This is a genomic window from Streptomyces sp. NPDC090077 (genome assembly GCF_044747545.1).
GTDB lineage: Bacteria > Actinomycetota > Actinomycetes > Streptomycetales > Streptomycetaceae > Streptomyces.
Map to the genome: position 1 here is coordinate 103,911 of NZ_JBIVEG010000006.1, position 14,367 is coordinate 118,277.

The following is a 14,367-nucleotide window of genomic DNA, read 5'->3' on the forward strand; positions in this document are numbered from 1 at the left end:
GCACGGGGGCGTGCGCGACAGCGACCACCACCGCCGCCACGGGAGGGAAGAGCAACGATGCAGACCGCGACCACACAGACTGCGGCCACACAAAACGCGGCACCCGGCACGGGCCGCCCGCAGCCGGCCGAGGCCGGTCCCGTCGGCGATCCCCGCCTGCGCTGGAGCAGCACCGGCACCGCCCAGACCACGCCCGTGCTCCGCTTCCGCCGCGACGGCATCCTGCCCACCGTCGCCGCCGCGCTCTCCGTCCGCGGGGAGACCCTCACCGGCACCGCCGGCAAGGGCGACCGGCCGCCCGTCCTGCACCCCCTGGTCCAGGACTTCCTCGACACCCTCACCAGCGGCCAGCGGGAACGCTTCACCGGACGGTGTCCCGAGGCGATCCTGCTCTCCCGCCACCTCGCCGCCGTCGAGGGCGCCCGCAGCAAGCGCGCCTCCCGCAAGCCGCTCTCGGCGAGCGAGGCCCGCCGCTCCCTCAAGCACGCCCGCATAACCGCCCGCCGCATCCGCGAGGACGGCGACCCCCTCCACGGCACCTACGCGCCGCCCTGCCGCTCCTGCGACGCCCTCCTCAACCACTTCGGCGTACGCCCCGTCGACCTCACCCACCCCGAGTAGCCGCCATGACCGCGTCCTCCGCCTCCTACGACCGCTCCTCGGCCACCCGGTTCCCCGGCCCCGTGGACTCCGCCCTGCGCACCGCCGGCTGGGAACCCGGCCGCTGGGACATCAAGCAGGCCGAATACTGGGCCGACGCCCTGCGCGACCACACCACCCCCGCCGGCCACCGGCACACCGTCTTCCCCGCGGCCGTCGAGGCCTGGGCCGAGTTCGGCGGCCTCACCCTGAGCGCCCCGGGCCCCGGCCGCCAGATAGCCCCCACGCCCGTACGCGTGGACCCGCTGACCGGCCTCCACCTCGCCCGCACCTTCGCCGACCTCGGACGCGCCCTGTCCACCCAGCTCTGCCCGCTCGGCGCGGGCACCGACGGCGGTTCGCACCTGGCCATCGACCGCGAGGGCCGCGTCTACCTCGTCGACCACACCGGCGACTGGTACCTGGGCGCCGGACTCGACGAGGCCCTCACCCTCCTGCTCACCGGCCTCCAGCCCGCCCGCCTCACCACCGGCTGACGGACCGCCGCGGCTACCGGGCGGGCAGCACGGCCGACACCTTGAACCCGCCCCCGTCCGTCGGCCCGGACACGAACACCCCGCCCAGCCCCAGCACCCGTTCCCGCATCCCGACCAGCCCGTTGCCGCCGCTGGGCAGGTCGGCACCCCGCGCCTCCCCCTCGCACGGCCCGTTCTCCACCTGCATGGCCACCTCCCCCTCCCGGTGCGCCAGCCGTACGACGACCCTCGCGCCCGGGGCGTGCTTGTGGCAGTTGGTCAGCGCCTCCTGCACCACCCGGTACGCCGTCTGCTCCACCTCGGGCCGGTAGCCGCCGCCCTCGCCCTGCACCAGGACCTCCACGGCCATCCCGGCCGCCCGCGACTGCCCCACCAGCGCCTCCAGCTCCCCGAGCGAAGGCCCCTCCTCCGGCACCGCCGGCGCGGACGGCAGCGGAACCGGCCGCCGCTGTGCCGGCTGCTTCTCCGGAGCCCGCAGCACCCCCAGCATCTCCCGCAGCTCCGTCAACGCCTGGCGCCCCATGTCACCCACCAGCGCCGCGTTCCGCGCCGCCTTCACGGGGTCCTTCGCCGCCACCGCCTGGAGCGCCGCCGCGTGCACGACCATCAGCGACACCCGGTGCGCCACCACGTCGTGCATCTCCCGCGCGATGCGCGTCCGCTCCTCCTGGCGGGCCCATTCGGCCCGCTCCTCCGCCCGGTCCGCCAGCAGCGACAGCTCCCGCTCCAGCGAGTCCGCCCGCTCGTGCAGGCTCTCCATCAGCCGCCGCCGCGCGCCCACGTACAGCCCGAGCAGCACCGGCGGCACGGTCAGCGCCACCGCCATGAACACGGACAGCACGATCACGAGCGTGCCGTCGGCCTCCACGTCCCCGCGGGTCTGCACGTACGTCACCACGAAGGTCCCGGCCAGCGACATCGCGGCCAGCGTCGCCAGGACCCGGCGCGGCACCTCGCAGGCCGCCAGCGTGTACAGGCCCACCACGGCGAGCAGGAAGCCCATCGTGGCCGGGGTGACGGCGATCCCGACGAGCACCACCGCGACCGGCCGGCGCCTGCGCAGCACCAGGGTGGACCCCACCAGCGCCCCGAACAGCACCCCGGCCCACACCGGCACCCCGGCCTCGCGGGCGGTCGGCACCCCTTCGAGGGCGCACTCGACGGCCGAGGCCGCCCCGAGCCCCACGTCGAGCACGGCCGCCCGCCGCCGCTCCCACCACCAGGGCCCGTCCCGGCCCGTCCCCCCGCGCTCATCCCCCGTTTTGGTCATGCCGTCCAGCGTACGCAGCGGCCCCCGCACCGCGGCGGGCCGAAATCCCGTGAGCCGCCGGCGGCCGAAAGACGCCGGTCCGGACCCCCGATTGACCGTCGCGTCGAGGGGGCAGGGTGCGGCATAGTAGGAGCGATCAACGTGGACCGGGACCAGCAGATGTCCCAGTTGACTTGATTTGCCATCCCCTGTGGTGTAATTGGCAGCACTGAGGCTTTTGGTGCCTTATGTCCGGGTTCGAGTCCTGGCGGGGGAGCAGCACGCGTACGGGTCCCGGCCTCACGGTCGGGACCCGGCCTCGTTTTCGGACTGTGACCCCCCGCTATCCTTCACGGGTCCACCCCCGAAGCCGAAGGGCCCACCCGTGAGCGCAACCCGCCCGGCAGCCGTCGTCGTACTCGCAGCGGGTGAGGGCACCCGCATGAAGTCGGCCACACCCAAGGTTCTGCACGAGATCTGCGGGCGCTCGCTCGTCGGTCACGTGGTCGCGGCCTCCCGCGAGCTGGACCCGACCCACCTCGTGGTCGTCGTGGGCCACGCCCGCGAGCAGGTCACCGCGCACCTCGCCGGCGTCGACGCCGGCGTCCGCACCGCCGTCCAGCACGAGCAGAACGGCACCGGCCACGCCGTCCGCATGGCCCTGGAGGAGCTCGGCGGCCCGCTGGCCGGCACCGTGATCGTCGTCTGCGGCGACACCCCGCTGCTCACCGGCGAGACCCTGCACGCCCTCGCGGCCACCCACGAGGCCGACGGCAACGCCGTCACCGTGCTCACCGCCGAGGTCCCCGACTCCACCGGCTACGGCCGCATCGTCCGCGACCCGGCCACCGGCGCCGTGACCGCCATCGTCGAGCACAAGGACGCCACCGACGCGCAGCGCGCGATCCGGGAGATCAACTCCGGGGTCTTCGCCTTCGACGGTGCGCTCCTCGCGGACGCGCTCGGCAAGGTGCGCACCGACAACAGCCAGGGCGAGGAGTACCTCACCGACGTGCTCGGGATCCTGCGCGAGGCGGGCCACCGCGTCGGCGCGGCGGTCGGCAGCGACCACCGGCAGATCCTCGGGATCAACAACCGGGTGCAGCTGGCCGAGGCGCGGGCGCTGCTGAACGCGCGGCTGCTGGAGCGGGCGATGCTCGCGGGCGTGACGGTCGTGGACCCGGCGGGCACCTTCGTGGACGTGACCGTCACCTTCGGGCAGGACGCGGTGATCCACCCGGGTACGCAGCTGCTCGGCGCGACGCACATCGGCGAGGGGGCCGAGGTCGGCCCGAACACCCGCCTGAAGGACACCCGCGTGGGCGCGGGCGCCCGGGTGGACAACGCGGTCGCGGACTCCGCGGTGATCGGCGACCTGGCCTCGGTGGGTCCGTTCGCGTACCTGCGTCCGGGCACGAACCTGGGTGTGAAGTCGAAGGCCGGCACGTACGTCGAGATGAAGAACGCGACGATCGGCGAGGGCACGAAGGTGCCGCACCTGTCCTACGTGGGCGACGCGACGATCGGCGAGTACTCGAACATCGGCGCGGCGAGCGTGTTCGTCAACTACGACGGTGAGCACAAGCACCACACCACGGTCGGCTCACACTGCAAGACGGGTTCGGACAACATGTTTGTGGCTCCCGTCACCATCGGGGACGGCGCCTACACGGCCGCCGGCTCGGTGATCACGAAGGACGTGCCGCCCGGCGCGCTGGCCGTGGCCCGCGGCCAGCAGCGGAATATCGAGGGCTGGGTGGCCCGCAAGCGTCCCGGCAGCGCGGCGGCGACGGCCGCGCAGTCGTCGGCGGAGAAGGACTCCGGCAGCCATTGAGGTGAACTGACCGGAAACAGGTACGCCCAGGACGGCGTACCGTGATAGGTGCACGCAATTCGGCTGGCTCACCGTGTGCGGGACGGACGCACACGGGGGCGAGCAGCTTTCACACGTCTGAGGAGACAGTGCTGTGACCGGGATCAAGACGACCGGCGAGAAGAAGCTGATGCTCTTCTCCGGCCGCGCCCACCCCGAGCTGGCCGAGGAGGTCGCGCACCAGCTCGGTGTCGGTCTCGTGCCGACCAAGGCTTTCGACTTCGCGAACGGCGAGATCTACGTCCGCTTCCAGGAGTCGGCTCGCGGCGCGGACTGCTTCCTGATCCAGAGCCACACGGCTCCGATCAACAAGTGGATCATGGAGCAGCTGATCATGATCGACGCGCTGAAGCGCGCGTCGGCCCGCTCCATCACCGTGATCATCCCGTCCTACGGGTACGCCCGTCAGGACAAGAAGCACAAGGGCCGCGAGCCGATCTCGGCCCGCCTGGTGGCGGACCTGCTGAAGACCTCGGGTGCGGACCGCATCCTGACGGTCGACCTGCACACCGACCAGATCCAGGGCTTCTTCGACGGTCCGGTGGACCACCTGTCGGCCCTGAACGTCCTCGCGGACTACGTGGGCGCCAAGGTGGACCGTACGAAGCTGACGGTCGTCTCCCCGGACGCCGGCCGCGTCCGCGTGGCCGACCGCTGGTGCGACCGCCTGGACGCGCCGCTGGCGATCGTGCACAAGCGCCGCGACAAGGACGTCGCCAACCAGGTGACCGTCCACGAGGTCGTCGGTGAGGTCAAGGGCCGCGTCTGCGTCCTGGTCGACGACATGATCGACACCGGCGGCACGATCTGCGCCGCCGCCGAGGCGCTCTTCGCGCACGGCGCGGAGGACGTCATCGTGACGGCCACGCACGGCATCCTGTCGGGCCCGGCGGCCGACCGCCTGAAGAACTCCAAGGTCAGCGAGTTCATCTTCACCAACACCCTGCCGGACCCGTCCGACCTGGAGCTCGACAAGATCACGGTCCTGTCGATCGCCCCGATGATCGCCCGCGCGGTGCGCGAGGTCTTCGAGGACGGTTCGGTGACCAGCCTGTTCGAGGAACAGCAGTAGGACTAGATCCTTTTGGGCACGGCCTCCCTCCCGGGTACACTCGACGAGTTGCTCGGCGAGGGAGGCCGTACCCGTTTTCCGGTACGGATGCTCCGTTATCGACGCGCTCTTCGTAGCAGGCCGTTCCGGCCGGGTGACCTCTGTCCGTTTTCGTCACCCCACGAGGAGTGAACATGTCCGAGATCAAGCTTTCCGCGAAGCTCCGCGACACCTTCGGCAAGGGCTCTGCCCGCCAGTCCCGCCGTGACGCCCTGACCCCGGGTGTCATCTACGGCCACGGCACCACCCCGAAGCACGTCGGCGTCGAGTCGCACCCCCTGATGATGGCGCTGAAGACCCCGAACGCGCTGCTCTCCCTGGACATCGAGGGCGACGGCACCGAGCTGGTCATCCCCAAGGCCGTCCAGCGCCACCCCCTGAAGCGCAACATCCTGCACGTCGACTTCCTGATCGTCCAGAAGGGCGAGAAGGTCACCGTCGAGGTTCCCGTCGTAACCGAGGGCGACCTGGCCGCCGGCGGCAACCTGCTGGAGACCCTGCTGTCGACCATCACGGTCGAGGCCGAGGCCACCCACATCCCGACCGAGGTCACGGTCTCCATCGCGGGCCTGGAGGCCGGTGCCTCCGTCCACGCCAAGGACCTGGTCCTGCCGGCCGGCACCACGCTGGCCGTCGACGGCGAGACCGCCGTCCTGCAGGTCGTGGCCCCGCAGGCCGAGGAGCCGGCCGCCGAGGCCGCCGAGGGCGACGAGGCCTGAGCCTCGCCCCACCCCCTCAGCAGTTGCTGACCGACCGCCGTCCGGCTCCACTGGAGCGGGACGGCGGTCGTTCTCGTTCACGGGCTTGTTCACGGGTTTAAGGAGCTTTGGATGTCGGACGACGCGGCGCCGTGGCTGATCGTCGGTCTCGGTAACCCGGGGGCGGAGTACGCCGGCAACCGCCACAACATCGGTTTCATGGTGGCCGACCTGCTGGCGGAGCGGATCGGCGGGAAGTTCAAGGCGCACAAGGCGCGGGCGCAGGTGGTCGAGGGCCGGATGGGTCCGCCCGGGCCGCTGAACCGCCGGGTGGTGATCGCCAAGCCGATGTCGTTCATGAACCTGTCCGGCGGCCCGGTGACGGCGCTGCGGGACTTCTACAAGGTCCCGCTGGAGCGGATCGTGGCGGTCCACGACGAGCTGGACATCGACTACGCGACCCTGCGGCTGAAGCTCGGCGGCGGCGACAACGGCCACAACGGCCTGAAGTCCATGACGAAGTCGATGGGCGCCGACTACCACCGGGTGCGGTGCGGCATCGGCCGCCCGCCCGGCCGGATGCAGGTCGCGGACTTCGTGCTGAAGGACTTCTCCGCCACCGAGCGCAAGGAGCTGGACTGGTTCGTGGACCGGTCGGCGGACGCGGTGGAGTGCCTGGTCCAGGAGGGCCTGGAGCGCGCCCAGTCCACGTACAACTCCTGATCCGGTGCCCTACGAGGAAGCCCCCCGCCTGCGGCGGGGGGCTTCCTGCGCGTACGGGGCCGGTCAGCCGGTGTTGCGCAGGCCGGCGGCGACGCCGTTGACGGAGAGCAGCAGGGCCCGGGCCAGCAGCGGGTCCGGGTCCTCGCCGCGGGCGGCGGCCTGGCGCTGGCGGGCCAGCAGGGAGACCTGGAGGTAGGAGATCGGGTCCAGGTAGGCGTCGCGGACCGCGAAGGTCTGCTGGAGCACGGGCTGGGAGTCCAGCAGCCGCTCCCCGCCGGTGATGCGCAGGACCTCGCGGACGGTGAGCTCGTGCTCGGCCCGGATCCGGTCGAAGACGTGCTTGAGCTCGTCGGGGACGAGGGTGTCGACGTAGTGGGCGGCGATCCGCAGGTCGGTCTTGGCCAGCGTCATCTCGACGTTGGACAGGAAGTTGCGGAAGAAGTGCCAGCGCTCGCCCATCTCCGCGAGGACGGTGTCCTGGCCGGCCTCGCGCAGGGCCTTGAGGCCGGAGCCGACGCCGTACCAGCCGGGGACGATCTGGCGGGACTGGGTCCAGCCGAACACCCACGGGATGGCGCGCAGGCCGTCGAGGCCCGCACCGGAGTCGGGGCGGCGGGAGGGCCGGGAGCCGAGGTGCAGGTCGGCGAGCTGGTCGACGGGGGTGGCCGCGAAGAAGTACGCGGGCAGGTCCGGGTCCTCGACCAGCGTCCGGTAGGCGCCGTGGGCGGCGTCCGAGACGATGTCCATCGCCGCGTCCCAGCGGGTGAGGGCGTCGTCGGACTGGCGCGGGGCCGTGTGCAGGGCGGAGGCCTGGAGGGTGGCCGCGACGGTCAGCTCCAGGTTCTCGCGGGCCAGCGACGGCACGAGGTACTTGTCGGAGATGACCTCGCCCTGCTCGGTGACCTTGATCTCGCCCTCCAGGGTGCCCCAGGGCTGGGCGAGGATCGCGTCGTGCGAGGGGCCGCCGCCGCGGCCGACGGTGCCGCCGCGGCCGTGGAAGAGGCGCAGCCGCACGCCGTGGCGGTGCGCGACGTCGCGGAGCCGGCGCTGGGCGCGGTGGATCTCCCACTGGCTGGTGGTGATGCCGCCGAACTTGCTGGAGTCGGAGTAGCCGAGCATGACCTCCTGGACGTCGCCGCGCAGCGAGACGAGGCGCCGGTAGGAGGGGTCGCCGAGCATCTCGTCGAGGATGACGTCGGCGGCGCGGAGCTCGTCGGTGGTCTCCAGGAGCGGGACGATGCCGATCTTGGCCCAGCCGGCGTGGAGGTCGAGGAGGCCCGCCTCGCGGGCGAGGACGGCGGCGGCGAAGACGTCGTCGGCGCCCTGGCACATCGAGATGATGTAGGACTCGATGACCTCGGGGCCGAACTTCTCGAAGGCGTCCTTGACGGCGGTGAAGACGCCGAGGGTCTTCTGGCCGGCCGCGTCGAGGGGGGCCGGGGTGGGCGCGAGGGGGCGGCGGGAGCGGAGTTCCTTGGCGAGGAGCTTCTGCCGGTAGTCGCGCGGCATGTCCGCGTAGCGCCAGGACTCCTCGCCCAGGCGGTCGAAGAGCTGGCCGAGGGCGTGGTGGTGGGCGTCGGCGTGCTCGCGCACGTCCATCGTGGCGAGCTGGAGGCCGAACGCCGCCAGGGTGCGGATGGTGCGGTCCATGCGGCCGTCGGCGAAGAGGCCGCCGCGGTGCTCGCGCAGGGAGGTCTGGATGAGGGTGAGGTCGGTGAGCAGCTCGGCGGTGCCGAGGTAGTCGCGGCCCTCCTCGTGGGCGGTGCCCTTGGCGAGGCGCTCGCGGGTGTTGAGGAGCTTCTGCCGGATGCAGGTGGCCTTGAGCCGGTAGGGCTCCTCGGCGTTCAGCCGCTTGTAGCGGGGGCTGATCTCCGGGAGGCGCTCCAGGTCGGCCTGGAGGGAGGCGAGGAGCTCCTCGGTGGCGCCGGCGATGCGGATGGAGTTGGAGAGCAGGCTGCGCAGGAAGTCGACGAGTTCGAGGGCGTCGGTGATGCCGTGCTCGTGCTGGAGGATCAGCACGTCGCGGGTGACCTGCGGGGTGACGTTGGGGTTGCCGTCGCGGTCGCCGCCGATCCAGGTGCCGAAGGTGAGCGGGCGGGTCCCGGCGGGCAGTTCGACGCCGACGCGCTGGAGCTCGGCGGCGAGGTCCTCCAGGACGTCGCCGACGGCGCCGGCGTGGAGCTCGTCGAGGTAGTAGATGGCGTTGCGGGCCTCGTCGGCGGGCTCGGGGCGTACGACGCGCAGTTCGTCGGTCTGCCAGACGAGGTCGATGTTCTCGGCGAGCCGCAGGTCGTGGCGGCGGCGGTCGCCGGCGCCGGACACGGGCTCCTCCAGCAGGGCGGCGATGCGGCGCAGCTTGTTCAGGACGCTGCGGCGGGCCGCCTCGGTGGGGTGCGCGGTGAAGACGGGACGGACGTTGAGGTTCTTGACCGTCTCGCGCAGGTGCTCGGGATCGGCGTCCTTGAGCATGTCCGCGGTGCGGGCGAGGAGCCCGCCCTCGGCCGCGCGGTGGGCGCGCAGCTCCTTGCCGCGGTGCACCTGCTCGGTGACGTTGGCGAGGTGGAAGTAGGTGGAGAAGGCGCGCACCAGCTTGGCGGCGGTCTCCAGATCGGTGTCGCCGAGGAGGGCCGCTGCGGCCTCGCCGTCGGTGCGGGTCAGGGCTCGGACCCGCTCGACGAGGTCGAGGAGTTCCTGGCCTTCCTGGCGGACGAGGGTCTCGCCGAGGAGGTCGCCGAGGCGGCGGATGTCCGCGCGCAGCTCCGCGTTCGCCGTCTCCGCCGTCCGCGTCGCGGCGGAGGGGTCGGCGGGCTGGGTGACGGGGGCCTGGGCGGCCTGGTCAGCACTGCTCACAGGTGCGGCTCCTTGCAGTGTTCGAGCGCTACTGGGCTGTGGGCTCCCGGGGGGTGCGCGGCCATGCCGGTCGTGCTGCGCAGCCCGGGCTGCCCGTGCGGACCGCGCTGTCCGACGACACCAGGATAGGTGTCCCGCCCCTGTGCCCCGGCAGAGCGCCCGCTCTGTGGACTCGGTTCGCGCAGGTGGCGTCGTCCTGTTGCCGCGCGCGGGGTCTTTGCCATACTTACGACGCCGTAAGTTACGGACCCGTAGGTCCGTGGCCCGGCGCCTGCCGGCTTCTCACCCCCCAGGGGAACCCCACCATGACCATCAGTCCCGAACTGATCGAGGACTCCTCGGCGCCCCCGGCGCCCTCCGCGACGCGCGGTGGTGAGCAGAAGCGCTCCGTGGAGCAGATCGCGCTGCTGCTGTTCATCACCGTGCCGTTCCTGGCGCTGCTGGCGGCGGTGCCGCTGGCCTGGGGCTGGGGGGTGACCTGGCTGGACCTGGGCCTGATGGTGTTCATGTACTTCCTGGCGTGCCACGGGATCACCATCGGCTTCCACCGCTACTTCACGCACGGTTCCTTCAAGGCGAAGCGGCCGCTGCGGATCGCGCTGGCGGTCATGGGGTCGATGGCGGTGGAGGGGCCGCTGGTGCGGTGGGTGGCCGATCACCGCAAGCACCACAAGTACTCCGACCACGAGGGCGACCCGCATTCCCCGTGGCGGTTCGGCGAGACGGTGCCGGCGCTGATGAGGGGCCTGTGGTGGGCGCACATCGGCTGGCTGTTCGACGAGGAGCAGACCGACCAGCAGAAGTACGCCCCGGACCTGGTCAAGGACCCGGCGATCCGGCGGATCAGCCGCGACTTCGTCTTCTGGACGATGCTGTCGCTGGCGATCCCGCCGCTGGTGGGCGGTCTGGTGACGATGTCCTGGTGGGGGGCGTTCACGGCCTTCTTCTGGGGTTCGCTGGTGCGCGTGGCGCTGCTGCACCACGTGACGTGGTCGATCAACTCGATCTGCCACGCGGTGGGCAAGCGGCCGTTCAGGTCGCGGGACCGCAGCGGCAACGTGTGGTGGCTGGCGGTGCTCTCGTGCGGGGAGTCGTGGCACAACCTGCACCACGCGGACCCGACGTCGGCGCGGCACGGGGTGCTGCGCGGCCAGGTGGACTCGAGCGCGCGGCTGATCCGCTGGTTCGAGCTGCTGGGGTGGGCCTCCGACGTGCGGTGGCCGTCCGAGGCGAGGATCGACGCCCGGCGCAAGGAAAAGACGACGAACGCGGCATGATGGGGGACGTGGCGATCGACGGCAGCAGTTCCAGCAGCGACAAGCCCAGGCGAGGACGCCGGGTCCGGATGACGGGCGCCGAACGGCGCCAGCAACTGCTGGACATCGGCCGCACCCTGTTCGCGGAGAAGGGCTTCGAGGGCACGTCGGTGGAGGAGATCGCGGCGAAGGCCGGGGTGTCCAAGCCGGTGGTGTACGAGCACTTCGGCGGCAAGGAGGGCCTGTACGCGGTGGTCGTGGACCGCGAGATGCGCCAGCTGCTGGACGGGGTGACGGGCGCGCTGACGGCCGGGCACCCGCGGGAGCTGCTGGAGCAGGCCGCGTTCGCGCTGCTGGACTACATCGAGAACTACACGGACGGCTTCCGCATCCTGGTGCGGGATTCGCCGGTGGCGCAGTCGACGGGCACGTTCGCCTCGCTGATCAGTGACATCGCCACGCAGGTGGAGGACATCCTGGGCCTGGAGTTCAAGGCCCGCGGCTTCGATCCGAAGCTGGCCCCGCTGTACGCGCAGGCGCTGGTCGGGATGGTGGCGCTGACGGGCCAGTGGTGGCTGGAGACGCGGCGGCCGAAGAAGGCGGAGGTGGCGGCGCACCTGGTGAACCTGGCCTGGCACGGGCTGGAGAACCTGGAGCCGCGGCCGCGGCTGGTGGGCCACCGCAAGAGCTGAGGTCCGTACGGGTCCGCGTGCGACGGCGCCCCGTCACCGGGTGTTCCGGTGACGGGGCGCCGTCGCGTCGTGCGGGCCGTGCGGAGCCCGCCGGTCCGTCAGCCGTCCGTCGGGCCGCCGGTGCCGGGGGCGAGCGGCTCCAGGAACTCCAGCCGGTTGCCGACGGGGTCGTGGGAGTAGAAGCGCCGGTGGCCCGGCAGGTCGTCGTCCCAGACGACGTCGGCGCCGCGCTCGCGGAGTCTGTCGGCGTACGCCTCGATCCCGGTCACGCGCAGCCCGGGGTGCGCCTTGCGGGCCGGCCGGAAGTCCTCTTCCACGCCCACGTGCAGCTGCACGCCTCCGGCGGTGAACCAGCAGCCCCCGCGCGCGGCGAGGACGGGCGGTTTGGAGACCTCCCGCATGCCCAGGACGTCTTGGTAGTACGCGCGCAGCTTGTCCTCCGATCCGGGCGGCGCGGCGAGTTGGACGTGGTCGACTGCGGTCAGCACGGTCATGCCTCCTTGTGGGCGACGGCGAAGATGCGGCGGAACGGGAAGACGGTGCCCCGGGGTCCCGGCGGGTACGCGGCGTGCAGGGCCTCGCGGTATTCGGCGAGGAAGCGGTCGACGGCCTCGCGGTCGTCGCCGAGGGCGGTGAGGACGGGCCGCAGGGCGGTGCCCTTGACCCAGTCGAGGACGGGGTCGTTGCCCTGGAGGAGCTGGGAGTACGTGGTCTCCCAGACGTCGACGGCGCAGCCGAGCTCGGTGAACCGGGCCAGGTACTCGGCGGGTTCGAGGATGTGGACGTAGCGCGCGCCGTGCCCGGCGAGGCGGTCGTGCCAGCGCGGGGTGTCGCACAGTTCGGCGAGCAGCCGGTGGCTGGGGGCGGTGAAGTTGCCGGGGATCTGGAAGGCGAAGGTGCCGCCGGGGCGCAGGCCGTTGATCCAGGCGGCGAAGGAGCCGGGGTGGCTGGGCACCCACTGCAGGGCCGCGTTGGAGACGATCAGGTCGTACGTCTCCTCGGGCATCCAGTCGGCGATGTCGCCGTGGCGGAAGTCGAGCCGGCCGCCGCCGGGGGTGGGTCCGGCGTACTCGGCGGTCGCGCGCTGGAGCATCTGCGGGGAGAGGTCGAAGCCGGTGATGCGGGCGTCGGGCCAGCGGTCGGCGAGGAGCGCGGTGACGTTGCCGGGGCCGCAGCCGAGGTCGGCGATGCGTGCGGGGCTGGTCGGGAGCTCGGATATGCGGTTCATCAGGTCGAGGAAGGGGCGTGTCCGGTGGCCGGCGTGGCGGAGGTACTGCTGGGGGTCCCAGACGGGTGCGGAGCCGTCCAGGTGGTGGTGGCGCACGGCCGGCGCGATATCGGAATGCATGTTCGAGCCTCCCTACTGGTGGGGCGGTCGGAACCGGAAGCCGTTCCGGCCACCTCCATGCCCCATGCTCGGCCAGACTATATCTCGATGTCAAGATTCTCGATTTCAAGAGACTTCATGTCGACAGACCCCGTACACTGATCGGCATGGAGGACGAGGTCGACCGACTGGTCGCGGCATGGCGGCGAGAGCGCCCTGACCTCGACGTGGAACCGCTCGAAGTGCTCAGCCGCGTCAGCAGGCTCGCGCGCCACCTCGACCGGGCCCGCAGGCTCGCCTTCTCCGAGCACGGCCTGGAGCCGTGGGAGTTCGACGTCCTGACCTCGCTGCGGCGCGCGGGCGCGCCCTACCAGCTCTCCCCCGGCCAGCTGCTGACGCAGACGCTCGTCACCTCCGGCACCATGACCAACCGCATCGACCGGCTCGCCAAGAAGGGCCTGGTCGAGCGGCTGCCCGACCCCAGCGACCGGCGCGGGGTGCTGGTGCGGCTGACGCCCGAGGGGCGCGACCGCGCCGACCAGTCCCTGGCGGGACTGCTGGCCCAGGAACGCGCGATCCTGGCCCAGCTCTCCACGATGCAGCGGGGCGAGCTCGCCGGGCTGCTACGCCAGTTGACCGCTCCGTTCGACAACATCCCCGGCTAGCTCCGCGGGGCGCACGCCGGCCCGCCGGGCCAGCGCCACGGCGGCCAGGGTGGAGTGCACCCCGAGCTTGCCCAGCACGTTCTGCATGTGCGTGCGGACGGTGTGCGGGGACAGGAACAGCCGCGCGGCGACGTCCTTGCGGCCCAGCCCCGCCACCATGCAGCGCAGCACCTCGTGCTCGCGCGGGGTGAGGGACTCCACGAGCCGCTCGCTGTCCGTACGGTGCTTGCGGGCGGCGGTCAGCTCCCGCAGCACCCCGGTGAGCAGGGCGGGCGGCAGGTGGGTCTCCTCGCGCAGCACCCCGCGGACGACGGCCAGCAGCCGGGAGAGCGAGCAGTCCTTCGCGACCCAGCCCGAGGCGCCCGCCTGGAGGGCCAGCGCGGCCCGGCGCGGGTCGTCCCGCTCGGCCAGGACCACGGTGCGCACGCCGGGGTGCGCGACCCGTACCGCGGCGACGAGGGCGATCCCGTCGGCGGCCGGCGGCGCCGGGCCGGAGCCCGCTTCCCGCTGGCCGGGGACGGCCCCCGACGCGGCCGCGGCGGCGCCGAGGTCGGCGTCGACGAGCAGCACGTCGTAGCGGCGGCCTTCCGCCACCGCGCGCTCCAGGCAGCGCGAGGCCGCGGGGCCGCTGCCGGCCGCGGACACGTCCACGTCCGGTTCGGCCGCGAGCGCGGCCGCCAGAGACTCGGCGAAGATGCGGTGGCCGTCGACCACCAGGACCCGGATACGAACCACAAAACCCCCAAGGGTCGGGGAACGGACGACTACGGGTACGGCGTCCGGCCGG

General features: G+C 72.3%; 14 protein-coding genes and 1 tRNA gene. 10 read left to right on the forward strand and 5 right to left on the reverse strand.

Annotation, left to right across the window (positions count from 1 at the left end; genetic code table 11):
- Positions 1–57 precede the first annotated feature (57 nt).
- Positions 58–621 carry a YwqJ-related putative deaminase gene (locus ACIPW5_RS12890; protein ID WP_401244009.1) on the forward strand — a complete coding sequence of 188 codons (564 nt, stop codon included), beginning with the start codon at positions 58–60 and terminating at the stop codon, positions 619–621.
- Positions 622–626: 5 nt separating this feature from the next.
- Positions 627–1,136 (forward strand): SUKH-3 domain-containing protein, encoded by a 510-nt coding sequence (locus ACIPW5_RS12895; RefSeq protein ID WP_401244011.1) that lies wholly within the window; start codon positions 627–629, stop codon positions 1,134–1,136.
- 13 nt (positions 1,137–1,149) lie between these two features.
- Here ACIPW5_RS12895 and ACIPW5_RS12900 read toward each other — a convergent pair whose 3' ends face one another.
- Positions 1,150–2,406 (reverse strand): histidine kinase, encoded by a 1,257-nt coding sequence (locus ACIPW5_RS12900; RefSeq protein WP_401244013.1) that lies wholly within the window; start codon positions 2,404–2,406, stop codon positions 1,150–1,152.
- Positions 2,407–2,590: 184 nt separating this feature from the next.
- Between ACIPW5_RS12900 and ACIPW5_RS12905 the strand changes: the two genes are divergently transcribed.
- The 5 genes from ACIPW5_RS12905 to pth all read left to right on the forward strand — a co-directional run bounded on the left by ACIPW5_RS12905 (position 2,591) and on the right by pth (position 6,790).
- Positions 2,591–2,662, forward strand: a tRNA-Gln gene (locus ACIPW5_RS12905).
- A gap of 108 nt (positions 2,663–2,770) precedes the next feature.
- Positions 2,771–4,219: a bifunctional UDP-N-acetylglucosamine diphosphorylase/glucosamine-1-phosphate N-acetyltransferase GlmU gene (gene glmU, locus ACIPW5_RS12910; protein ID WP_401244015.1), complete on the forward strand. Its 1,449-nt coding sequence runs from the start codon at positions 2,771–2,773 to the stop codon at positions 4,217–4,219.
- A gap of 133 nt (positions 4,220–4,352) precedes the next feature.
- The gene (locus ACIPW5_RS12915) at positions 4,353–5,330 is read left to right on the forward strand and encodes a ribose-phosphate diphosphokinase (protein WP_125603935.1); all 978 of its coding nucleotides are present in this window, start codon (positions 4,353–4,355) and stop codon (positions 5,328–5,330) included.
- A gap of 173 nt (positions 5,331–5,503) precedes the next feature.
- On the forward strand, positions 5,504–6,088 hold the full coding sequence (locus ACIPW5_RS12920; RefSeq protein ID WP_401244017.1) for a 50S ribosomal protein L25/general stress protein Ctc: 585 nt from the start codon (positions 5,504–5,506) through the stop codon (positions 6,086–6,088).
- Between the two features lie 111 nt (positions 6,089–6,199).
- Positions 6,200–6,790, forward strand: a complete 591-nt coding sequence (pth, locus tag ACIPW5_RS12925; protein WP_401244019.1) for an aminoacyl-tRNA hydrolase — start codon at positions 6,200–6,202, stop codon at positions 6,788–6,790.
- A 63-nt stretch (positions 6,791–6,853) separates the two neighbouring features.
- On the opposite strand, the gene ppc is transcribed toward pth, so the two are convergent.
- Entirely contained in the window at positions 6,854–9,547 is a 2,694-nt protein-coding gene (gene ppc / locus ACIPW5_RS12930) for a phosphoenolpyruvate carboxylase (protein ID WP_401244375.1), read from the reverse strand.
- A gap of 398 nt (positions 9,548–9,945) precedes the next feature.
- On the opposite strand from ppc, the gene ACIPW5_RS12935 reads away from it, so the two are divergent.
- Positions 9,946–10,917: an acyl-CoA desaturase gene (locus tag ACIPW5_RS12935; protein ID WP_401244020.1), complete on the forward strand. Its 972-nt coding sequence runs from the start codon at positions 9,946–9,948 to the stop codon at positions 10,915–10,917.
- Positions 10,917–11,588: a TetR family transcriptional regulator gene (locus ACIPW5_RS12940; protein WP_401244376.1), complete on the forward strand. Its 672-nt coding sequence runs from the start codon at positions 10,917–10,919 to the stop codon at positions 11,586–11,588. The genes ACIPW5_RS12935 and ACIPW5_RS12940 overlap by 1 nt, the downstream gene beginning before the upstream one ends.
- A gap of 98 nt (positions 11,589–11,686) precedes the next feature.
- Here the strand turns inward: ACIPW5_RS12940 and ACIPW5_RS12945 are convergent, their stop codons facing one another.
- Positions 11,687–12,076, reverse strand: a complete 390-nt coding sequence (locus tag ACIPW5_RS12945) for a VOC family protein (RefSeq protein ID WP_401244377.1) — start codon at positions 12,074–12,076, stop codon at positions 11,687–11,689.
- Positions 12,077–12,078: 2 nt separating this feature from the next.
- Positions 12,079–12,936, reverse strand: a complete 858-nt coding sequence (locus ACIPW5_RS12950) for a trans-aconitate 2-methyltransferase (RefSeq protein ID WP_401244021.1) — start codon at positions 12,934–12,936, stop codon at positions 12,079–12,081.
- Between the two features lie 146 nt (positions 12,937–13,082).
- On the opposite strand from ACIPW5_RS12950, the gene ACIPW5_RS12955 reads away from it, so the two are divergent.
- Positions 13,083–13,580, forward strand: coding sequence for a MarR family winged helix-turn-helix transcriptional regulator (locus ACIPW5_RS12955; RefSeq protein WP_401244023.1), 498 nt, complete (start codon positions 13,083–13,085; stop codon positions 13,578–13,580).
- Here ACIPW5_RS12955 and ACIPW5_RS12960 read toward each other — a convergent pair.
- Entirely contained in the window at positions 13,539–14,315 is a 777-nt protein-coding gene (locus tag ACIPW5_RS12960) for a LuxR C-terminal-related transcriptional regulator (RefSeq protein WP_401244025.1), read from the reverse strand. The two genes, ACIPW5_RS12955 and ACIPW5_RS12960, sit on opposite strands and share 42 nt — an antisense overlap.
- Between the last annotated feature and the right edge of the window lie 52 nt (positions 14,316–14,367).

Coding starts and splice junctions, on each gene's coding strand:
- ACIPW5_RS12935 (WP_401244020.1), top strand. CDS start 9,946: ATGACCATCAGTCCCGAACTGATCGAGGACTCCTCGGCGCCCCCGGCG.
- ACIPW5_RS12895 (WP_401244011.1), top strand. CDS start 627: ATGACCGCGTCCTCCGCCTCCTACGACCGCTCCTCGGCCACCCGGTTC.
- ACIPW5_RS12955 (WP_401244023.1), top strand. CDS start 13,083: ATGGAGGACGAGGTCGACCGACTGGTCGCGGCATGGCGGCGAGAGCGC.
- ACIPW5_RS12940 (WP_401244376.1), top strand. CDS start 10,917: ATGGGGGACGTGGCGATCGACGGCAGCAGTTCCAGCAGCGACAAGCCC.
- pth (WP_401244019.1), top strand. CDS start 6,200: ATGTCGGACGACGCGGCGCCGTGGCTGATCGTCGGTCTCGGTAACCCG.
- ACIPW5_RS12950 (WP_401244021.1), bottom strand. CDS start 12,936: ATGCATTCCGATATCGCGCCGGCCGTGCGCCACCACCACCTGGACGGC.
- ACIPW5_RS12920 (WP_401244017.1), top strand. CDS start 5,504: ATGTCCGAGATCAAGCTTTCCGCGAAGCTCCGCGACACCTTCGGCAAG.
- ACIPW5_RS12900 (WP_401244013.1), bottom strand. CDS start 2,406: ATGACCAAAACGGGGGATGAGCGCGGGGGGACGGGCCGGGACGGGCCC.
- ACIPW5_RS12890 (WP_401244009.1), top strand. CDS start 58: ATGCAGACCGCGACCACACAGACTGCGGCCACACAAAACGCGGCACCC.